The sequence below is a fragment of the Shewanella decolorationis S12 genome, from assembly GCF_000485795.1.
Taxonomy (GTDB): domain Bacteria; phylum Pseudomonadota; class Gammaproteobacteria; order Enterobacterales; family Shewanellaceae; genus Shewanella; species Shewanella decolorationis.
In genome coordinates, this window is sequence record NZ_AXZL01000072.1 from 170,483 (window position 1) to 192,334 (window position 21,852).

At 48.4% G+C, this 21,852-nt stretch carries 12 protein-coding genes and 2 pseudogenes; 5 read left to right on the plus strand and 9 right to left on the minus strand.

Annotated features, from left to right (window positions below):
- The first annotated feature begins 308 nt into the window (after positions 1-308).
- The gene (locus SHD_RS15865; RefSeq protein WP_023268046.1) at positions 309-1,037 is read left to right on the plus strand and encodes a DUF3334 family protein; all 729 of its coding nucleotides are present in this window, start codon (positions 309-311) and stop codon (positions 1,035-1,037) included.
- A gap of 316 nt (positions 1,038-1,353) precedes the next feature.
- Positions 1,354-2,394, plus strand: a complete 1,041-nt coding sequence (locus SHD_RS15870) for a LacI family DNA-binding transcriptional regulator (protein ID WP_023268047.1) — start codon at positions 1,354-1,356, stop codon at positions 2,392-2,394.
- Positions 2,395-2,505: 111 nt separating this feature from the next.
- Here SHD_RS15870 and SHD_RS15875 read toward each other — a convergent pair whose 3' ends face one another.
- Complete coding sequence (locus tag SHD_RS15875; protein ID WP_023268048.1) at positions 2,506-3,144, minus strand: 3'-5' exonuclease; 639 nt, start codon at positions 3,142-3,144, stop codon at positions 2,506-2,508.
- 338 nt (positions 3,145-3,482) lie between these two features.
- Here SHD_RS15875 and SHD_RS15880 point away from each other — a divergent pair, with 338 nt between their 5' ends.
- Positions 3,483-4,028, plus strand: a complete 546-nt coding sequence (locus SHD_RS15880) for a heme NO-binding domain-containing protein (protein ID WP_023268050.1) — start codon at positions 3,483-3,485, stop codon at positions 4,026-4,028.
- On the plus strand, positions 4,021-4,944 hold the full coding sequence (locus SHD_RS15885) for a sensor histidine kinase (protein ID WP_023268051.1): 924 nt from the start codon (positions 4,021-4,023) through the stop codon (positions 4,942-4,944). Before SHD_RS15880 ends, SHD_RS15885 begins: the two co-directional genes overlap by 8 nt.
- Before the next feature lie 9 nt (positions 4,945-4,953).
- On the opposite strand, the gene SHD_RS15890 is transcribed toward SHD_RS15885, so the two are convergent.
- From SHD_RS15890 to SHD_RS15920, 7 genes are all read right to left on the minus strand, one after another.
- Entirely contained in the window at positions 4,954-5,334 is a 381-nt protein-coding gene (locus SHD_RS15890; protein WP_023268052.1) for a hypothetical protein, read from the minus strand.
- A 64-nt stretch (positions 5,335-5,398) separates the two neighbouring features.
- Complete coding sequence (recD, locus tag SHD_RS15895; protein WP_023268053.1) at positions 5,399-7,522, minus strand: exodeoxyribonuclease V subunit alpha; 2,124 nt, start codon at positions 7,520-7,522, stop codon at positions 5,399-5,401.
- Positions 7,519-11,331: an exodeoxyribonuclease V subunit beta gene (gene recB, locus SHD_RS15900; RefSeq protein ID WP_023268054.1), complete on the minus strand. Its 3,813-nt coding sequence runs from the start codon at positions 11,329-11,331 to the stop codon at positions 7,519-7,521. Before recB ends, recD begins: the two co-directional genes overlap by 4 nt.
- Entirely contained in the window at positions 11,331-15,020 is a 3,690-nt protein-coding gene (recC, locus tag SHD_RS15905; RefSeq protein ID WP_023268055.1) for an exodeoxyribonuclease V subunit gamma, read from the minus strand. The genes recB and recC overlap by 1 nt, the downstream gene beginning before the upstream one ends.
- Before the next feature lie 109 nt (positions 15,021-15,129).
- On the minus strand, positions 15,130-17,274 hold the full coding sequence (locus SHD_RS15910) for a transglutaminase TgpA family protein (RefSeq protein WP_023268056.1): 2,145 nt from the start codon (positions 17,272-17,274) through the stop codon (positions 15,130-15,132).
- A complete protein-coding gene (locus tag SHD_RS15915) occupies positions 17,271-18,356 on the minus strand; it encodes a DUF58 domain-containing protein (protein WP_023268057.1) in 1,086 nt (361 codons plus the stop codon). The genes SHD_RS15910 and SHD_RS15915 overlap by 4 nt, the downstream gene beginning before the upstream one ends.
- Positions 18,357-18,406: 50 nt before the next feature.
- Positions 18,407-19,318 carry an AAA family ATPase gene (locus SHD_RS15920; protein WP_011626077.1) on the minus strand — a complete coding sequence of 304 codons (912 nt, stop codon included), beginning with the start codon at positions 19,316-19,318 and terminating at the stop codon, positions 18,407-18,409.
- Positions 19,319-20,058: 740 nt separating this feature from the next.
- Here SHD_RS15920 and SHD_RS15925 point away from each other — a divergent pair.
- Positions 20,059-21,071: pseudogene (locus tag SHD_RS15925) on the plus strand (IS110-like element ISShes7 family transposase).
- Positions 21,072-21,444: 373 nt separating this feature from the next.
- On the opposite strand, the pseudogene SHD_RS15930 reads toward SHD_RS15925, so the two are convergent.
- Positions 21,445-21,852: pseudogene (locus SHD_RS15930) on the minus strand (transposase); the annotation flags it as partial.

Below are 21,852 nucleotides of genomic sequence, written 5' to 3' on the forward strand. Positions count from 1 at the left end.
ATACCTGCGAATGATTTTTTATAGAATATAAGCGTATTAAATTTCATGTAAAGTCGTAGGGAATGTAGGGTTTCTTTGATCTTAAGCAGGATCTTAGCTTGCACTTAAACTGATTGATGATTTTATCGCTCATTTTTGCGGACTTTTGGCTAGCCTAAATCTGTACAGTGAAGTATTTATTAAATTCAATAACTTACATCTTGTTAACGAATAATATTGTGTTGAATAGCTCTAATTAATTGTTTTAACTTTGATTTTTTACACTTTTACGCGCAAGATTAATCAACTGTTATGTTTGAGAATCGATTATGACTACAAATACCATTGTGACTTCAGACGATATTTTGTTGAAGTTATGCCACTCGGTTGCCCATGTGCTTTCTAGCACCAGTGCAAGCCATGTTAGCCATGCGGGTATGGTGCAAAGTATTGCTCGAACCCGTTTAAAACCTGACTTGGGCTGTTTTTCTATTTTTGACGGCGGATTTTCAGGGCTGGTTGTCATTAACTTTTCTGCCCCTGCGGCGATCGAAATTTACCGTCGTTACATGCTTAATATGGGCATGCCTGAAGAAGAATTAGCTTTTTCCCATACTTCCGATGAAGTCGGTAATGTGATGGGGGAGTTGATGAACCAGATTTTAGGGGATTTTATCAATAAAATTTCCAAGGAATTACAAACCTCAATCAGCCAAAGTCAGCCAAAAATGTTAACGATAAACAAAGAGTTGACCATTTCAATCGATGCTAACTTAGATGATGCCGTGGCGAGGCGTGTCTCCTTCAAAACGGAAAATAATCATATTTTCTACCTCGAATTTGCAATGGATAAAACTGAATTTATTAAGCTCGATGAGTTTGAATATGATGAGGAATTTGATCCCGATAGCCTACTCGAGCAGCATGGTATGAGTGGTGCTCAAGCCTCTAATGTTGAGAGCATTACACCCTGGAGTCGTATGGCGGATAAACCCGCTATCAGCCAACAGCATTCCAATATGGATGCGGATGATTTGCTTGATGAATTAGGTATCTAACTCATCCCTTCGGTCGATACAAACACCTTATGGTTTGTATCGACTATTGCTGATGCTTGATGGCTTTAACCCCCTTAGTCATTAGAATATTTGCTCGCTCTGCGTTTTCAAAGATTCGACTCATTTATGATGGGATAACTCGATTATTTGGGTTACCCCTCACTAAGCTGGCCTTATTTTCAATGGATCTCAACTGTTCAATATCTTAAATTGGACTAAAACTGTTAACTTGTTAGACAGTTGTAAATCCTTCGGCTATACAAGTCGTTAGAACTGTTTTAGTATCCCCAAAAATAATTATTATGGTGACCTTGCTATGGCATCGAAAGCGACCTCAATTGATATTGCTTATCGTGCTGGTGTATCCCAGTCGACGGTTTCTCGAGCTCTGAGAAATAGTCCGTTAGTCAATTTGGAAACTCGACAACGTATCCAAGCCATTGCGAAAGAGCTCAACTACAAAGTTGATAAAAATGCCAGTAATCTGCGTACCCAAAACAGCCATACCTTAGCTTTATTATTGTGTGAAGATCCCACCAATGATGATTCATTGATCAACCCCTTTTTTCTGTCGATGTTAGGGTCGATAACACGAGCAACTGCGCAGCAGGGCTATGATTTACTGGTTTCGTTTCAGCAGCTTTCAAGTGACTGGCATGCCGATTATGAAGACAGTAATAAAGCCGATGGTATTATTTTGCTCGGTTATGGCGACTATATGGATTACGAGCAAAAGCTTGAAAAGTTGCTGGCACAGAATACTCATTTTGTGATTTGGGGGGCTGAGCATAATAATAAGTCGGTGTTATCGATTGGTTGCGACAATCATCAAGGTGGTTTGATTGCAACAGAGCATTTGATCTCCCTTGGACGCAGGGCATTTGCTTTTTTAGGTGATGCTTCGAGCCATAGTCCTGAATTTAGAGATAGGTATCTTGGGCATGTTAAAGCTTTACGATGTGCAGGATTACCCGTTGTACAAGAGAGACAAATTTCGGCCATTAGCACTGAGAGCGCAGGTTATCATGCAGCTTTAGCCTTGATAGACAAAGGGTTAAATTTTGATGCGATATTTGCTGCCAGTGATTTAATTGCTGTTGGCGCCATTCGCGCCCTCAAAGAGAAAGGCTATTTAGTACCGGAGCAAGTCGCGGTTGTCGGCTATGATGATATTCCTGTCGCTAGCTTTGCGAATCCTCCCTTAACCACCATCAAGCAAAATACCCAATTAGCGGGAGAAATTTTGGTGGAGAGTCTGCTCAAGCTAATCCGTGGTCAGTCAGTGAGTCCGCAATTAATCCCAACGACTTTGGTCGTGCGTAGCTCTTGTGGCATTGACCATACGCCAATCGCTTAAGTCGCCTCCAATTTGATTTGATCATTAAGCCGAGTGTAATCAAGCACTCGGCTTATTTATTGGCTCGTTCCAAGCTTGCAGATGGGGAGCATAACAAAGATCAGTTAGGGGCTAACCTCTAGCATACTGTCGCAAAAATTTAGGCACATCGGCTTTTGTCTTAGTCATGATTTTCTGCATCAAGCTAAAGGGCGGCTCTGCAATGGCGTACCCTTGCTTAAGATCTGCCAACATACGTAACCATAAATGCCCAGTCATTTCAGCGTCCGCTAGGGCGCGATGAAAGGTTCCATTGGTCGGTAACTGCTTTTGACGAACTAAGGTCGCCAATTGATGGTTAATCGCTTCGGGATATAGGCGTCTTGATAACAGTAACGAGCAGCCAAACTGACCGGGATACCGGTGACCAATGTGGCTAAATTCAGCCTCCAGAAAACGTTGATCGAATGCTGCATTATGGGCAACAAGATGATGTTTACCAATAAATTCGGCAAAGCGAGCCATCACCTCGGCACAGGGTGACGCATGGGCAAGCATTTGATTGCTAATGCCTGTGTAATCTTCAATAAAGCTGCTTATTCGAAAACCAGGATTCATTAACTCTGAAAAGCGAGCGGTAATTTGTCCTTGCTCAATCAATACCGCGCCAATCTCAATGGCACGGGCGCCTTGGCTGGGGGATAGTCCTGAGGTTTCAAAATCCAATACAACAAGGGTATTAGCTGGTGAGTGGGCGGGGGATTTGGTCATAGAATCAACTGCTTTTGCTTAGGGCGTGTTAAGTGCGTCAGATTGTTTATCGCTTAGCCTGTTTTTAAGCTTTTAGTCCAGTCTGTTGTATCGCTCATAAAGACCTGCTGATTGTAATGGAATATCTTCTTTAGCGCATTAAAGAAAGGATGAACAAAAACAATGCTCCAGTAATACATGAGCTTGATTGTAAATTTTGGTTTCTTTTTCGGGGTTATACAAAAATTCTGCCAAACATAAAGATTACTGCTAATACTTTATAGGTAATGTATAGGACAAATGTGACACAGTCGTAGACGAATATTGTTGCTTAAGCGTGTTCATTCGATGAGGTCCGTATGAAAGGCATTATTTTTAATGTGCTAGAAGATATGGTCGTAACCCAGTGCGGTATGTCAGTGTGGAATGAGCTATTAGCTAAACATGCTCCTAAGGATCGCGTGTATGTTTCAGCGAAAAGCTATGCAGAATCCGAGTTATTGAGCATTGTTCAAGATGTTGCGCAGCGACTTAATATGCCTCTGCAAGAAGTCGTTAAAGCGTTTGGACAGTTTCTGTTTAATGGGCTTGCTTCACGCCATACTGATGTTGTTAACAAGTTTAGTGATTTTACCTCCTTGGTCATGGGGATCCATGATGTGATCCATTTAGAGGTCAATAAGCTGTACCATGAACCCTCGTTACCTCATATCACCGGGCGGTTAGTGGGGAACAATCAAATTGCTTTGCGCTATTCATCACCCCGTAGACTCTGTTTCTGCGCTGAAGGGCTGTTGTTTGGTGCCGCACAGCATTTTAAGCAAAAAATCCAGATTAGCCATGACACTTGCATGCATACAGGTGCCGATCATTGTTTGTTAATCATCGAGCTACAAAATGACTGACAGTGAAAATCCCTATTATGTCGCTTATCAGCGGGAAAAAATGGTTCGGCTTGAAGTGGAGTTGTTACTTGAAGACAGTACCCGCCAACTCTATGAGAAAAATGTGTTGTTACAGCAACAGATCGATCTCATTAGGCAACAGCAACAATCGTTGATCCAACAGGAGAAATTAGCTTCTCTTGGAACTGTCGCCGCAGGTGTTGCCCATGAAGTGAATAATCCGCTGGCGTATATCCTTTCTAATGTGAGGAGTTTAACCTGTTATGCCGAAGATTTATTGGCAATGATTGATGCTGCGGATAATCAGCCCATTGACCAGGTGAAGTTGCAATTTATCAAGGAGGATCTCTTAGAACTGTCCAGCGATACTTGCCAAGGGCTCATGCGTATTAAAGATATCGTTAACCATTTGCTGTTTTTTGCACGTACGGATTCGGCAGGTAAGTCCGCTGTTCAGTTAGCTGATGCCCTTGAATTTACGCTAAAAATACTTAGGCCAATGTTTGGCAATATTGTCATAAAAAGAGAGATTTCTCCTGTACCCATGATTTTGTTTAACGCAGGTGAACTTAATCAAGTACTGATGAATATCATCGTTAACGCATGTCAGGCCTGCGATGCTGTCAGTGAACGTTCTTCTGAAATAGTTGTTTGTCTCACCCAAGCCGATGCAAAAATTTGCTTAACTGTCACTGACAATGGTTGCGGCATGGACGAGTATACGCTCGGTCGTATGTTTGATGCTTTTTACACCACAAAGCCTGTCGGAACAGGGACAGGGGTTGGAATGTCGATTGTACTTCAAATTCTTCACCAGCACGGTTGCACAATCGACGTAAAATCAGAATTGAATAAGGGGACTGAGGTGATGATTTTCTTCCCTGTTGATCCCCCTGGCTATCAAATTGATATGTAGTTCGATAATTTAAATTGGATAATCCAAATCGAGGTTGATATTGAGCCCTAATTGATAGGCGTGGTTTTGCATCAACTTGGTCATTAATGCGGTATCCGTTAGCTGCGATAAGGTGATGGGGCGAGCCTCCCATCGCGGCGCGTGACCAGCATCATTGCAGTGGGCAAGATATAAGCGGTGCTGACTCTGATACAGGGTAAAAAAACGCATATCACAGTTTGCTGCAATGGTTAAATAAGGTTCAAAATCAAGCTCGTATACTTGCATTGCCTCAAATTCAGACCAACGAATATAACGTGAGCATTCGTAGCATTGTGCGGGTAATCGTGCCTCAGCTTTAATGCCATCAAATAAATTGATGACATCTTGCAGCTGATGCAATTTGATCATGGCTTGTTCCGTCAATCTTAAGATCCTTTTACTTGTTGATTCTTAATATTACTCAATAAGTTAACTATTCATTTGTCATCACTTTATCGCGCCAGAGCCTATCGGCTAAACCAGAGGCCCGCTGGGTAGCTTGCTGGCTTGCACGCTCGAAGACTTGTTGTGTGCCTAAACAGCTAAAGTGTTGTTTTGCACGGGTAATTGCAGTGTAGACAAGCTCCTTGGTGAGCAATTGCCACTGTACTAGGCTCGGATTGGGCGGAAGTACGAGGGCGACTCGATTAAATTCACTGCCCTGACTTTTATGTACCGTCATGGCGTAGCAGGTTTCATGGCTAGGCAACCTTGCGGGGAGCACTTTTAGCAGTTTGCCGTCGGCTTTAATAAAGTGGGCCATCAGGCGCTCTGGTCTGTCTTCATCCTGCAAAATCAAACCAATATCACCGTTAAACAAGCCCAAGTTATAGTCGTTGCTTTGGATAATAATCGGCCGGCCGAGGTAAAACTCTTGCTGCGGATGGATCAGCTTGGCCTGAGACAGCGCTTTAGTCACAGCTTGATTGATACCTTCGACACCATAATCGCCACTGCGCATGGCGCACAGGATGCGATATTGGTTAAAGCGGGCAATAGCTTCGATGGCGCTTGGCACACTGCTTGGATCTGAAACTTGCAGCGGACGTAAATACTCGGCGTATTGCTCACAGGCCTGTGTTAGCAGGGCATGAAGGCCGCTGTTGTTTGCAGGCTCGCTGATTTTGGCTTGGGTCTGGCTCAGATCCATACTGTGTTCTAGCCAAGTAAGCTCGGCTAGTCCCCGTTGCCATACGGCCAAAATCCCCGCCAGATCGGAGCGATTTACCGCACTGGCTAATAGGCCAATGCCCGCATCGCCCTTAAATCTGTGGCTGTGGGTCAACATACACAAACTGTCGCCAATCTTTGGCTCGCGATGAATATAAGCGCGCAGATCAAAGCCGGTGAGCTTGCTCAATTGTTCGGCCTGAGCTTGGCTATAACGCATTCGCCATTCAGAGTGTTGCTCCGACTCGTACTTTAACCCTGCACAAATATCGGCGAGCACGGCGCCTGCTTCAACCGAGGCGAGTTGGTCCTGATCCCCCAGCAGTATCAAACCCGCCTTTTCGGGGAGGGCCGTGAGCAGCTTATACATCATAGGCAAATCGACCATTGAGGCTTCATCGACAATCAAGAGATCTAGCCGCAGGGGATTGCCCTGATGGTGACGAAATTGCGCCGAATTGGGAATTACACCCAGCAGACGATGTAAGGTTGATGCCTCTTCCGGCACTTGCTTAAGCGCAGCTAACAGCGCTTGGGTTTCGTGACTTTGTACTTGCTCGTTTGTCGCTTGAGCCTGTTTTAGCTCTTGCTCGAGTCTTGCTTTCGAGGCCTTTATCGATTCACTTAAACGGGCGGCGGCCTTACCCGTCGGGGCGACGAGTCTTATCTGTTTTGGTGAGTCTAATTGCTGTAACAACAGTAACTTAGTTACTGTGGTGGTTTTGCCCGTACCCGGGCCGCCGGTGATCACCGCCAGCTTTTTGCCGAGCGCCGTTGCCGTTGCTACTTTTTGCCAGTCGATATTAGGCTCAAGGGTTGAGTTTGCATGGGAAGATGCTGCATTTGGAAATAAGTAATCTAGCTGCCTGCGTAGTGGCGCGTCTAAATCTTTGTCATTGCTGTTGACGGGCTGACTCGAAGATAGCCTTGTTAGGGCGCTGGCAACCTCGGTCTCGAAATGATGATAACGCTCAAGATAGAGTCGGCCGCCATCAAAAATCAGTGGCTTATTGCTATGAGGTTCACCAACGGCCTCAAAATTTTGTAGCCTTGCAATCAGCTCTGGCAGGCTCAAACGGATTTGGCAGTGATTAACCGGCTCCGCCAGCGGATTGGCTGGCACTATATGTTCGAGCACTAGGCAAGTATGTTGGGCCGAGAGCTGTTGACTTAACAGGGCGCAAAGCAGCATAAACAGCGGCTCTTGAGCATCATTAGGATGAAGCCTTGCCATCTCTAGGGCAAAATGGCGATCCAGCGGGGTGATCAGCCGCTCCTTTTCCCAGTATTTGAGTAGCTCTGTGAGCGGCGCCTTGAGTCTGAGCGCGTCGGCTTCGACCCATGGGGTTGATGGGGCTTTGGGGTGATTGAGTTCGCTGCTGATCATGCCATTGCTCCCGTATCCAGTTGAGCATCGGACTTTTTATTTGAGTCAGTTGTTGCCTCTAGACTGCGCTGAAACAGCGCATCTAAGGCCAAAATTAGCGCCTTGGGCGGTTTATCGTAATAAATACCAAAGCCTGGATATTGCACCGACATTCCCCGTAAAAACAAATAATAACAGCCGCCAATATGGGTATCGTAATCATAATTGGGCAAGCGCATCGCTAAATAGCGGTGCAGCGCAAGGGAGTAGAGAATATATTGCAAATCATACCTATGGTCGCTAATCGCCTGTTTCAGGGCGCTATGATGATAGGCTTGAATATTATCCCCCAGATGGTTCGACTTATAGTCGGCAATATAAAACTTTCCTTGATATTCAAATGTTAAGTCGATAAAGCCCTTCAGCATGCCCTGTAATTCGTCAAACTGCAGCTCGGTATCGTAGCCAAATTGCCCAAGGAGTTGGTTAAGCTCAGTATCTTTTAAGCGATTCAGTGGCAGGTAAAATTCCATCTCGACTAAGGTGTGCTGCGGCGCGAGTGCGGCTAAACACAGTTCGGGATTGATAAGTTGATTATCCTGCGCCATTAACGCCAGCGGAGCTTGTAATACCTCAAGATACCAATCCTCTAATACGGGCTGCCATTCGGGGGCAATGCCGTATTGCAACATGGCCTTAGGCAGCTCTCGGGGTAAGTCGATTTGAGCTTGGGTAAAATCAATTAACTCAAGCACTAAGTGCATAAAGCTACCCGCGTTGGCGCCGCGCTCAAAACTAAAGCGATTGAGCAGAGGTTGCGCTTGCTGTGGATCTGCTTCTTGCCACAAAGAATCTGGCCATATGGGATCAATTGCGCTATTTGTGGTATCCGTGCCCAATACGGCATTCACTTCATCATCGGCACCGGGGGTGGCTTTAGCGTGGGGCGCATTTTTAACTAAGCCGGAATAACTGCCGACGCGCCATGGAGTACGATACTGACGGCTGACCTTACGGGCACTCAAGGTATGAGAATCACTTCCCCCCGTATGCAGCTTGTTAGCCGCAATGTCGTCGGCCACTACCTCAATGCTGATCGCAGGCTGACTCGACTCAAGACCTGCGACCAGCGCTTTGGCGGCATTTTGCAGACGGGAAAAATCACAATCTGTGTCAGCGATCCCAAGCAGATAACCGATGGCGGTTTCATGCAATTGGCTTTTAAGCCCAGCCTTTAACATGCGACTATGGTTAGCGATATACAAATAACACAGGTACACGGGGCGAGTGAGCGCCACATAGAGCAGACGCAGATCTTCGGCTAAGGTTTCCTGCTTTGCCTGTTCCCAACCTTCATCCGTGCCTTCTAAATCCCACACCAGTTCCTGCGCGCCATCGGCATTGGTTCTGTGGTAGAGCATAGGCGTCGGGCGGCGGCGATTGTCCCGCGCAAGGCTGACAAAGGGCACAAAGCATACTGGGTATTCCAGCCCCTTACTCTTATGGATGGTGACGATTTGCACTAAGTTTTGTTCGCTTTCAAGGCGCAGCTGCTGCTCATCTGTCCCTGTGTTATCAATCAGTTGTTGCTCATACCAGTTGAGCAGGGCACTGATCCCATCGATTTCAGTCGCCTTTTGCTGCAACAGCTCGGCTAAGTGGCGAAAATCCGTGAGCCGACGTTCGCCATTGCTCGCCTCAAGATGAGCGGCAGCATCTTGCTCCGCTTGGTCAATGCTTGTCGAAGCGGGAGAATGCAGCAGCCGCGCAACCATCTGGGTGGCATTGGCGAGGCTGAGCAGCGCCGGCATAATGCCGCGTTTTTGCCAGATCTGGTGCAGCTCAAAAAACTGCTCTAGCAGCCTTTGGCGCTGCTCTTCATCTTGGTTAAAGGCATGGATTTGCTCGGCGCGATAACCAAGCAGGGCGGTCGCAAGGGCGCTACGCAGGGCTCGCTCGTCCTTGGGGCTGGCCAAGGCGCGCAGAACGAGTGCCATTTCCCGCGCTTCGACGGTTTCAAATACGTTGTCGCGACTTAAAAAGACGGCGCCAATCTGGCGCTTGCTCAGCGCGGTTTTCATCACGGCCGCTTCGTTTCTATCGCGCACTAAGATGGCGATATCTTTAGCAATTAATGGCCCTTTGGGCGTGCGGCATTGACCATTAGCGGCCTGCGTCAGTAAATGGGTGATTTCGGCGGCAGTGTCTTCGGCCAAGGTTTGCCGAGCACTGACTTTATTGAGCCCAGTTTCGCCTTCACTCAAGAGTTTTAACCGTAGCGCGGCGCTATTGGGCGCATGCTCAACGAGTTGTTTGGCTGCCGCACTGGCAGGCGTTTTAACAGGATCGAAGGGGATCGATTGGCTGATAAAAGGATCCGAATGCTGGGCGAATAAATGATTCACGCCGACCACCAGATTGCGGCTCGAGCGATAGTTAGTGTCGAGGAAATAGTGTGCCTGGGTCTGTCTGCGCGCCTCAATATAAGTGTAAATATCGGCGCCGCGGAAAGCATAAATTGCCTGTTTAGGGTCGCCAATCATCAGCAGGCTTAATTTGCTATCCGAGCGGTCTTTAGGTTCGGCAGCCGCCAAACCTTGAGCTTCAATCCCCAAACGGGTTTGATAAATCCCTGAGAAAATAGCAAATTGCAGTGGATCCGTATCTTGGAACTCATCGATAAGCGCCACGGGAAAGCGGCTCGCCACTGCCTTAGGCAAAGAGTCGGGATTGGCCAGCATTGCTGCTGCTAAAGTGGTGAGCAGATCATCGGGTGTCAGCACATTTTTCTGCTGTTTTTGCTTGGCAAAGCGCTCGCTGATCCCTTGTTTGGCGCTATAGAGAAATGCGGGTTTTATCGCGTTAATCAGCGCGGCTAACTGCTCCATATGATCAAGCAGCGGCGCCTCGCTCGCGCTTGGGATCACGCCGCCTTTATTCAGCTTAAGCTCGGATAACGACAGCGCTTCGAGCACTTTGAGCGGCGGTAAGCCATGACCAAAGGCTAAGAAGTTGTCCAGTTGGTCGAACATTTCCGCCAATTTGGGGTAATTGTCGCTCGCCTTACCAAAACGTTGACCGTTAAGCGGCAGGCGATGAAGTAACTCTAACAGCGCGTCGCGGCCACGCGGCCAAGCGAGTTTAAAGCGCTGCACACTCTGGCTTAAGGACTCAGCCAAACGAGCAAAGGGCTGCACAGGTTGAAGCGGTTTGGCCTCACTGGCACCGAGCAAGGCTCTCAGCTGCTTGACTAAGCCGTCGGGATCGCCAAATTCGCTGGCAATGATTTGGGCTAAGTACTCAGGCAGCGGATAGCAGGCCTCACGCCAAAAGTCCCGCACCGCATGGTGTAAAAACTCGCTGTCGTCTAAGGTGAAATCCGACTCGAACAACAATGATGATTCGAAGGCGAGATCGGCCAAAATTCGTTGACAAAATCCATGAATGGTAAAAATCGCCGCTTCGTCGAGGGATTTGAGCGCTAAATCGAAGCGTCTCAGGGCGATAGCGCGCTCGGCTTCAGGGGTCTTATCGTACAGCGCCTGCACAAAAGGATCGTTAATCTCAAGCCCTAAGAAACACTTAAAGGCTACCTGAATGCGGCGGCGAATCCTGTCCCTCAGTTCCTCAGTGGCGGCATTGGTAAAGGTCACGACCAGAATTTGTTCACAATTGAGCGGTTCGCTTAAGCCATCCCCAAGCAGTAATCGCAGATACAGACCTGAAATGGTATAGGTTTTTCCCGTGCCCGCACTGGCCTCGATTAAGCGACTGCCGCCAAATGGTAGGGTGAGCGGATCTAACGGCAAAGCGGTTGATACCTTAGTCATCAGTGCGCTCCCTCGGTCGTGGCGGTTTGGGCTTCATTCAGGGCAAATTCCTCTAGTTGGGCGAGGGTATCCTTATGGTACAGGCTCAACATAGGGCGATAGATGTCATCGGCGAGTTTACCAAAATGTGCCTCGGTAAAGTCGTCGGGAAAATGAAACAGCCGCTGATAATGGGGATCTGTGCCTTCGCCAAGTTCACCTTGTTCGTCCAGCCATTCGTTCTGCGCCGCTTCGAGCCGGGCTTTGTGCGAGTCTTCCGCTTCATGCGCCTCAGCGCTGGCATAGGCGAGGGAGGTTCTTGGCATAAAACACAGGGGGTGAATTTGGCCCTGATAAAAATACTGTAGTAAGTTGGCGAGCTGCGCATGGGCAAGCTCTGGCGTAATGGGCGCGAGGGCATGAAAATGCCCCATATCCAGCAGATAGCTAGGTTGTAGGTCGCTAGGTTGAGCCACTCCCGCGGCCATCAAACATAAATGACGCAAATACAGGGCTAAAATATCCCGCCCATGGGCACTGCCTGGGCGGCAAGTCACCAATCCCTTAGGGCTGATATCATCGATACGGCCTTCGAGGATCACCCGCTTGATTTTTACCTGAGTCCCTGCGTTCTGAGTGTGGGGTAACTCAAAGCTGAGCCGAATATCGGCATGGCGGGGAGCGACATCGCCGCGCATAAACAGGGTTCTGCCGATCAGCGGTGCGATATCATGGCTGTATTGGCGCAGCAGCAGATCATCAAAGGGCAGCATCGGCAAATTACCGCTGGCCTTAAGGCGTTGTAACAGTTCCGTGCTGGGCTCGTTTTGCCCCTGCTCGAGCGCATCACCAAGGAGCTGAGCCTGTAATAAATAGCGCTCTAACGCATTAAGACTAAAGGGCTCATCGTTATCATCCGCTTGAATATTCAGGTTTAAATCGACTTTCAGGGTTCGATTAAAGAAATACTGCGCGGGATTGCGAAAGAAGCGAATAAAGGCCGAGATATCGACATGCTCTGCTTCGCCAAGGGGCTCAATATCCTGAACACTGTCACCTAGTACGTCATCTTCGAGCACTATCTGGGTATGGGCTTCAATAAATCGACCATACTGCAACTGACTGTGGCTATCGGGCGGACACCACTGCTGACTATAACTCTGTTTTATCCCATGGGAGGCGGGCGTTTGCGCCAGTGCTGCTTGATACAGTTTAGGATCAAAAGGTTGCAGCGGCTGATGGCTCACAATAGCATCCAGTAGTGCTTGCTGAGCATCTTCGTTACTGACATTAGCTGCTTCTGCTGCAAGGGATTCAGGCAGGTAACACAACTGACAATATTCAATCAGCTCGGAGACCAGCATCGATGGAATACGCTCTGAGTTATCTCGCTCGCTACGGCCAATATAGCTGATATACAGCTGCTCCCGAGCCGAGAGTAATGCCTCTAAAAACAGGTATCTATCATCTAATCTGCGGGAGCGATCGCCTTTGCGCGCACCAAAATGGGCCATCAGATCAAAGCCCACAGGATGTTGCACCCTAGGATAGACACCATCATTCATACCCAGTAGGCAAACGACCTTGAAGGGAATCGAGCGCATCGGCATTAAGGTACAAAAATTCACGCTGCCCGCGAGGTATCGTTGGCCGACACGTGACTCGGTTAAGCGTTGATTAAACCAGAGCGCCAGCACTTCGATGCTTAAATCTAAGTCGTTGGCCTGTGCTCCCATTTCGGCAGGGCTTGCGGCAAGCAACTCTTGCTCTAAGGCGGCAATCGCATCGCGAATTTCCTGCAACTGCTCACGTTCATCCTCATCGGGGGCGTAAAAGGCATTTAACAGCTCGGTGAGTTCGAGTAATCGCAATGAAGGCGCTTGCGCCTTGGCTAATACTTGGGTGGTTTCATCGAGGACTTCAATAAAGTTCAACAGTTTGCCAAGGGCCTGTGCCGATTGTCCCTCCACCCCTGCAACCGTTAAATAGTGCATTCCCTGCGGGGATGATTGATATAGCGGCGCATCGTCCCGTAAGGCATAGCCTAAGATTAAGCGTTTTATGCCAAAGGCCCAGGAGTTTTGCTCGAAGGCGGGCACGCCCTGTTTAAGACGGCTCTGTTCATCGCGGCCCCAACGCACGCCGGCTTCATCTAACCAACGGCGAATGAGTGGTAGCTCGTCTTCTTCGAGCTGAAAACGTCGCAAAATGGCTGGGACTTCGAGAATGCTTAAAATATCGGTCAGTCCGAAGCGGCTCTGATTAATATTAAGTAAATTCAAAAAGCTATTAATGAGTGGCGATTCCTGCGCCGCACCGCGGTCGGCAATAGCGTAGGGGATATATTCCAGCCCCTGTTTGGCCGCAAACACCGCATCGATATAGGGCGCGTAGGCGGCGACATCCGGCATCATCACCACTATGTCTTTGGGCGTGAGTTGACTATTGCGGTCGAGCAAGTCGAGTAAATGATCGTGCAGGGTTTCGACTTCCCTAAGCGGGCTGTGGCAACTCTTGATTTGAATCGAATCATCGTCGGCTGTTAATACTCGACGATTCGAGACCTCTTGATATAGCTCAGCATCCGGCCCGAGTACTCGGTCGAGCGTCTGCATTTCTAAGATATCGTATTGCACCCCGGCCAGCATGCTGGCGTTGGAGTGGGGATCGTTAGGATCGCCGCAGGGCTCGCAGTACACATCGTCCCCGAAGTCACAGTGTTCTGGAGGTAGTTCGAGTAGCATATCGAGTAATTCACGGCCCATCTTGCCATTGTTGGCGAGCAGGGGATTGCCGACTTCGAGTTTATCTTCCCATTGTTCGGCTAATTGGCGTTTTCCGGCATATTGCAATGCCATACGCGCCCGATGGCGTGGGTCGATAATGTCGCCCCAATAATGCTGACAGGGGCTAAGGCTTAAAATAATCACATCGATGCGGCTCGCGAGCTGGTGGAGCACATCAATGGTTTGGGGCGCCATGGAGGAGATCCCAAACACAAATAAACGCTGCGGCAATTTTGCCAGTGAATTGGCGCTATCGCCTAATGCGGTTATTAAATCCTGATGCAGATTGGCCCTGTGGTAGTGGCTTTGGTGCAGCTCATCGCGGTTGTAGGCAATCAGCGCGCGCCAGAGGATAGGTTGCCAGCTCTGCTCCTCATTCAATTTGAGCGATTCGAGCGGTTCATTGGCTTCCCACGCGGCAATCCAGTCGGGGCGGTAAACCAAATATTGGTCGAAGATATCGGCGATGCGGCCGCAGAGCTGGTAAAGCTTAATATCATCGGTGCCTATGGCGCCAAGCTGATGGTTGCTATGGGTATCAACCGCGCTCAATTCCATATTGTCTAAGCTATGGCCCAAATAGTGGCGCAGTGGCCCAAAGGAAGGTTCATCCAGTAGCCGCGGCAGTAGCTGCATTAGCTTCCAGGTCATTGCCGCCTTAGTGAAGGCGTTTTCCTTGGGGACATTGGGGAGTAAATCGTGGCACAGTTGCCAAATAAAGCTGGAAGGTAGCGGGAATTCCAGCGCGGCGGCAATACCATTTTGTTTCGCAATTTCAAGGCGTAACCAAGTCGACATCCCGGGGCTTTGCACCAAAATATGCTCACTTTGCAATAACGCCGCTCCGGGTAGCGGCTGGCGCAAATACGCGGCAAGATGTGCACAGAGCACTTCCATTTGATTGGATTGGATTAACTTCAGCATATTCGACTCACGATTTGGGATTGCTGTTATGCATAGCAAAGTGGCTTGGCAATTCTATGTGACTGATTTATAAGATTCAACAATCTTGTCCGCCTGCGGTTTATCCCGCCTATTTTAACTGTTTACTCGGGCCAAATAGTCGCCAGTTAAGGGCTCTAGCGGCAGCATTAAAGCGCTTTAGCGCCGCTTGATAGTCACGGTCCGCAAGCTGTTGGTATTTCAGCGCGACATAGCTTTGGGTCAGAGTATCAAACTCACGGCAAAACTCTGGGGATTGCTGCTGGTGCGTGTCAATAAGCTGCTCGGCAAAGGCATTCGGGCCTAAGTGAGCGGGGCGATTGATGCCAAATTTACTGAGGCGCTGACAAATGCGTTGGTACTTAGCGCTTATGGGATCCTGCTCCCGCTTAAAGCGAAACAGCCCCACACTGTAGGCGATATAGAGGCCGATAAGGCTAATACACACACTCATAAACACCGCCACCTTGGTTTTTGTGACATCCCCTAAAATGCCACTTAGCACTTTGTTTTGCCGTTCCTGATTAAAACCGAGCACCCAGAGACTCCAGTAATAATCCAGGCTGGCAAAGCGCTGCCTTAACTCGTTGAGCCAAGGCATGGTTTTAAAGCGTAAGCTGCTAAAGGGGCTTTCTTGCAGGTAGCTTTGTTCGGGGGAAAACTCGGCATCGAAGCCTTGCTCAATACGATTGGGCGCGACCATGGCTGTTGGATCGAATCGTACCCAACCTTCATTTTCAAGCCAGACCTCGGCCCAAGCGTGGGCCATATATTGATACACACTCAGGTAATCGGCCTGTGGGTTGTATTCGCCCCCTTGATAGCCCGTGACCATTCGTGCGGGTAAACCCGTCGCGCGCGCCAGAAAGATAAAGGCGGAGGCGTAATGGGCGCAAAATCCGGCTTTATTTTCAAACAGAAAATCATCTATTTGTTGCCGGCCAATTGGGGGCGGGGTGAGGGTGTAGAAAAACGGTTCATGATTAAAATAACCCATCATGGCCCATAGACGCTGCTTGGGTTCTGGGTATTTCGCCTTAAACTCGGTGGCGAGCTTCAGTGTGCGGGGATTGCTGTCTGCTGGTAGCTTTAAGTTAATTTGCCGTTGTTTGGCGCTTAAGGTGAGATCCATCTTTGCTTTAGGCCAAGAACTGGCATTGTAACCCATTCGCTGGTCGACATTACGCAGCGCATAGAGTCGATAATCCGGTAGATTAACTACTTTATCATCCTGACTATAGGCCACATCAAGGCCATATAACCAAGATTGATGGCTAGGTTCGGCAATCACTTGGTAGTGATAAACGGGTTGAGGATTATTGGTCTCCTGTTGTGTTAACGGGGTGAACTGCCGCGCGGGAGTCGGCCTAGAAGGCGGAAAGAAAAACGCATCCTTTTGGATTTGTTTAATACCAGTGTCTTGGCGCCAGGTTTGACCGTCGTAATCTTCGAGCACCAGCGCGCGCCAATAGAGTTCGGCTTGGATGGGACTCGCATCGGTAAAACTTACCCTAAAGGCCAGTGCCGATGAGCGGGTGAGTTTGCTGATATCGCCAACGGCAAGGGTTTCTGAGAGCCCGGTTTGGGCCTCCTTCATATTCGGGACCAGCCAGAGCGGGGCAAAGCGGGGTAAAACCAAAAATAGTAGTAACGCTAAAGGGAGGCTTTGCAGTAGCAGTTTGGCACTAATCCATGCGGTATGCTGCCAATTGTGTTTGCTTTGATACAGGGTCACCAGCACGCAGGTATTGATAATGGTCACACCCATTAAATGCACGGTATTGAGCATGGATTGGTGGTCGATAAAGGTTAGCGCAATTAAAAAGTAGCCCACAATTACCACGGCCCGCACATCTCGGACACTTCGCATCTCAATGTATTTTAAGGCATAACCTAAAATCAGTAGGTTGACTAAAGCATTTAACAGCCCAATCTCACCCGATACTAATGCGAGCGTAATTGCCGCGCCAACGGCAAGGCTGGTGACTAAATAGCGCGGTGGTTTTGCGACTTTGCCGACATAAATACCCATCCGCCATAGAAGGCAAATCGCACAAATCCCAAGGGTCCAGGGTGTCGTTTTATCAAATAATGGGCTGAGTACTGCAATATTGGTGAGCAGCAGCCAAAACAGTGTTTGGCGACTGATATTGTCCCCCGTCTGCGGCCCATTGGCATGGTAGGTCTTAAGTTTGGGGCTATTCACCTTTTGCGGTGTTGAAGTTTGCATTGTCATCGCCGCGGCTCCATTTTTGCCGCATGAACGCCTTGCCCATGGGGAGGAAGCGGGCGTTTATGGCTAACGCCTTGGTTATTTGTCAATTTATCGGTTTTATCCTGCGTACTTAAATTTTGCCCGTAAAGTGCCAGTGCCCTTTGGCAGGCGATGCGATGGGCATTGCCCGTATCGGGTGTGAGGATCAGATCTTCCGCCCCGACACGCTGTAGCCACAGACCAAAATATTGCTCCTGCTGACTCAAATGGTTAACTTGCCAACTAAGCTGACCTAATTGCTGTTCAAGCTGCGTCGGGTCGGGGACTAAGGTTAACCATACTGGATCGCCCTGAGGCTGTTCGAACTCCTTGGTTAGCATGCCGCGCCCTTGAGCCCATTGTTTCCATGCCACTTGTTTGAGGGATTCACCGAGCACATGGGGCTTAAGCCCTTTGTATTCATCGATGCCTGCAATGTATTTTCCGGCTCTTTCTAACCGTTCGTCTTCACCGGATTCGGTGGCTGCTTTTAGCTGCAAAGGGCTTTCAATCGGGTGGGCGTAGACGATGTGCGCATTATCGAGATCAATATGTGACCAAGCTCGGCAAAGCCCTAAGGGATAAAAGGATTCAATCTTAAGTCGCCCTGGAGATACTAGGCCGCGGCGATCATGGGCAAACGAGACCAAGGCTTGCACCTCATCGGCGCCGACCTGTTTGAGTAAGTAAGCTAAATTACTGGGGTAATTTAAGCTGATATTGTGGCTGCTGTGACTTGAGGTGAGCAGGACTGGAAAGGTGATGGTTTCACCCGCATACACCTCAGGTGCTGTGAGCGCGCGAAGGCGCAAACCCGCGAGATTTTTATAGCTGTAGAGGATGCAGGTATTAAATAGGCTGAGTAGCAAAATACTCAGGCCAATCACTAGGTTGTTTTGATAGTTAGTGCCAAACAGATACAGCAGCAGTACCAGTCCAATCCACACTAAACCAAAGCCACTGGGCAGAATAAAGATACTGCGATGGCTGAGGACAAACTCGGAACTGGGCGGCATGCGCCTTGCCAACCAGCGTTGCCAGAGAGCCGTCAATACTCGTTTCATCTAGTCCTCATCATAGTCTGAGCATCCTTTTCGATATGATTAGCAAGGCATTACATGATGGGATTGACGCTGGCGAGGATCCGCTCCGAGAGCGCTTCCCCCTGTAATTGGCTGCTAGTGCGCAGTCGATGTTCGGCCACGCTGCAAAACACCGCTTGCACATCTTCCGGCACTAAATAATGTCTGCCCTCTAAAAATGCCCATGCTTTTGCCGCCTGCAATAGGGCTTTGGTTGCGCGGGGCGATAGGCCGACGGCATCGGTTTGATTGCGCGAGTCATGCACTAAAGCCAAGACATAATTGAGCAGTGCATCGGACGCTGCGACTTTATCGCATTGCTCCTGCAACTGGGTTAACGCCAGCGGGGTTAAACATTGGGGTAAATTATCGAGGGTTTGCGGTGTTTGATCGCTTTTCAGCATCGCCAGCTCCGCATCATGGCTGGGATAACCGATGGAAATCCGCATCATAAAGCGGTCGAGTTGGGATTCGGGCAGTGGAAAAGTGCCCGATTGTTCCGTGGGGTTTTGTGTGGCAATCACAAAAAACGGATTGGGTAATCTGTGGGTGACGCCATCGACAGAAATTTGTTGCTCGGCCATCGCTTCGAGCAAGGCGCTCTGAGTCTTAGGGCTGGCGCGGTTAATCTCATCGGCCAGCACCATCTGTTTAAAAATAGGGCCGGGATGAAACACAAATTGCGCTTGGTGTTTATCAAAAATCGATACCCCGAGAATATCGGCGGGCAGCATATCACTGGTAAATTGAATACGTTGATAGCTAAGGCCGAGACTCTGGGCGAGGGCATGGGACAGGCTGGTTTTGCCCATACCGGGTAAATCTTCAATTAATAGGTGGCCACGGGCGAGAATACAGGCAAGGGCTAAGCGAATTTGCCGTGGCTTGCCTAATAATACTTGTTCAAGTTGTTGTAATAGTTGGCTTAAACCAGAATGTGCCACGGGAGACTCCTTGTGCATGGATAAGGTCATTCGCTCTACCACTATGGCGGAATATGTCGCGCTTAGCCAGTCGCTTTTACTGTGAAATCAATCGGCTTAGTGAGATTCTTACCGTCCACAGAGAGGTGAGCCAAGGCATTCCATTATCGTCACACTGTATGATTTGAGGCTGAAAAGCGTTAATAGAGTAGACCATCCGTGGATGCTCGACCGCTCGTCTGGGTCGTTGGCGCAAGACGCCAACGGTTTGAGTAACTTTTAAGCGCCTTGCCAAACCTGTTTTACGATGAAAAACGGCGTTAAAGGAACGAACTGGCAAATCATAAAACCGTACCGAAAATGCGCAACCGTGCCGACTTTACCATTGAAACTAAATGCCGCAACGAACGAGCTAAACCACCGAACGTACCGCAAAAGCGCAATTACACCGGCTTTGCTTTTTACAAGCTAACGTATTTAGCAGCGGCGCCTTTGGTGTCCGCTGGCTAAACTGGTTAGCTCAACGAAATATCAACGAAATATGGCCACCCAATATAAATCAATCAACGAAATATGGCCACCCAATATAAATCAATAACATAATGCACTTTCGGTTTGCCTACAACTCGTCCGAGTTAAAATGGTTGAAATAGGGCCATCAATAGCTGCATGGAGGATGATGGGATGGACACCTCTTGTGAAATAGGCGTCATTTACGCCATATTGAATTTGCACGTTCAATACAACAAAAGGTGTCCAAAATGAAAGTTACACTAATAGGAATTGATCTCGCAAAAAATATCTTCCAAGTATGTGGAGTTAATCAAGCAGGCAAGAGCGTTTTTAACCGTTCGATTAAACGTGTTCAGCTCCTGACTTTTCTGCGTACTTACCCTGATGCCACTATTGCGATGGAAGCCTGCAGTGGCTCTAACTATTGGGGCAGAGAGTTACTTTCTCTCGGGCATGATGTCAAACTGATCCCGCCTCAGCATGTTAAGCCATTTGTCAAAGGCAATAAGAACGATCGCAATGATGCCTTCGCTATCTGTGAGGCAGCGCAGAGACCGAACCTGATTTTCGTCCAGCCGAGAACCTTAGCGCAGGTTGATATCATCATTACCCACAGAATTCGCGAGCGCCGGATCAGAATACGCACTGCACTAACCAATCAAATCAGAGGGTTACTAAGTGAATATGGAATAGCCCTCCCTAAAGGACGTAATCCATTGAATCTTTTGCTGCCGGAATTACTTGAGGATGCCAATAATCAACTCACTACGATTGCACGCCAATACATGCGTGAGCTGATGGAGGAGTTGCGTGCGATCAACGTTGCAATAGGTTCGCTGGAGAAAGACATCAAACTGCAGGCAAGAACGCACCCAGATGCCAAGCGACTAATGGGTATCAGAGGCGTTGCAGAAATCATTGCCACTGCCGCGGTGTCATTTGCCGGAGATGGCTCTGGCTATCATGGTGCTCGGCATTTTTCTGCAAATTTAGGACTGGTTCCTAAAGAGTTTTCCAGTGGGGGAAACAGAAATTAGGCGGCATAACCAAACGAGGTAACAGCTATCTGCGGCGGCAACTGATCCAGGGAGCTTGGTCGATTATTCGCTATGCAAGTAAGAGTAATGACAGGATCTCCGTATGGGCCTTAAAGGTGATTGAGCGGCGAGGTAAACAGAAAGCGGCAGTAGCAATTGCAAACAAATTGGCGCGGATCATCTGGGCGATGCTGTTTCATCGCAGCGAATATCGGCCTTGTTAATTTATAAAAATCGAGTATCAAACTCACCCCAAAAACACGACTACAGGTAATGAAGTAACAGGTAATACCGGCCTTTGCAGATGCTGAGAGAGTACAAGGAGCATATGACTCCGAAAGGACGATAAGCAGCAAAGACGCGGTTCTCATTAAGGCCAGAGAGCAAAGATCCTCATAAACAGGTCGGATATACGTACGCAGTATTACTTTCTGTTACTTAAAAAGTGGTTGATCTATTCGAGGTGTCCATATACGGCATCTAAGGCTATAAATTACGTTAATTCCTTCTGAAATGTGGTATTTCAGACGAGCTAAGTCATCCCATAGCGCTTGGGAAATGTTAGGCAAGGATTGCCGTCGAGGGATATAGTCGCTATCAGTTGCAATGAAAGTGCTGGCAGCTTGCGGCAAAATGCCGTCGTCGCTTTTCTAAGTGTTCGCAGTAATCGGTCAGTTCTTGTAATGTGCCTACTGGACCATGAAATAGTTTGCCAAACTCGGTGGTTAGTTTGAGCCAATTATCATGGGGGATATTTAATCTGTTCAGTATCTTGGTACTACTTTCACTGATGTATCCACGTTTATCATTGCGAATAATTCGGCCTGTATCATCCACCAACTGAAGGTAATCTGCTAATGAAAACATAATGCCATTGGGTTGGTTGCCGCACTCGTTACCAATAAACGGCAGGAGATTGCTCGGCTGCTCACCTTTTAACGCCGCCCGAATACGTAGTTGGATACTGGTATGGTCGGATTGTTCTGGTGTATCAGCAAGTTGCGC

Coding starts and splice junctions, on each gene's coding strand:
- SHD_RS15915 (WP_023268057.1), bottom strand. CDS start 18,356: ATGAAACGAGTATTGACGGCTCTCTGGCAACGCTGGTTGGCAAGGCGC.
- SHD_RS15870 (WP_023268047.1), top strand. CDS start 1,354: ATGGCATCGAAAGCGACCTCAATTGATATTGCTTATCGTGCTGGTGTA.
- SHD_RS15910 (WP_023268056.1), bottom strand. CDS start 17,274: ATGACAATGCAAACTTCAACACCGCAAAAGGTGAATAGCCCCAAACTT.
- SHD_RS15865 (WP_023268046.1), top strand. CDS start 309: ATGACTACAAATACCATTGTGACTTCAGACGATATTTTGTTGAAGTTA.
- recD (WP_023268053.1), bottom strand. CDS start 7,522: ATGATCAGCAGCGAACTCAATCACCCCAAAGCCCCATCAACCCCATGG.
- recC (WP_023268055.1), bottom strand. CDS start 15,020: ATGCTGAAGTTAATCCAATCCAATCAAATGGAAGTGCTCTGTGCACAT.
- recB (WP_023268054.1), bottom strand. CDS start 11,331: ATGACTAAGGTATCAACCGCTTTGCCGTTAGATCCGCTCACCCTACCA.
- SHD_RS15880 (WP_023268050.1), top strand. CDS start 3,483: ATGAAAGGCATTATTTTTAATGTGCTAGAAGATATGGTCGTAACCCAG.
- SHD_RS15885 (WP_023268051.1), top strand. CDS start 4,021: ATGACTGACAGTGAAAATCCCTATTATGTCGCTTATCAGCGGGAAAAA.
- SHD_RS15890 (WP_023268052.1), bottom strand. CDS start 5,334: ATGATCAAATTGCATCAGCTGCAAGATGTCATCAATTTATTTGATGGC.
- SHD_RS15875 (WP_023268048.1), bottom strand. CDS start 3,144: ATGACCAAATCCCCCGCCCACTCACCAGCTAATACCCTTGTTGTATTG.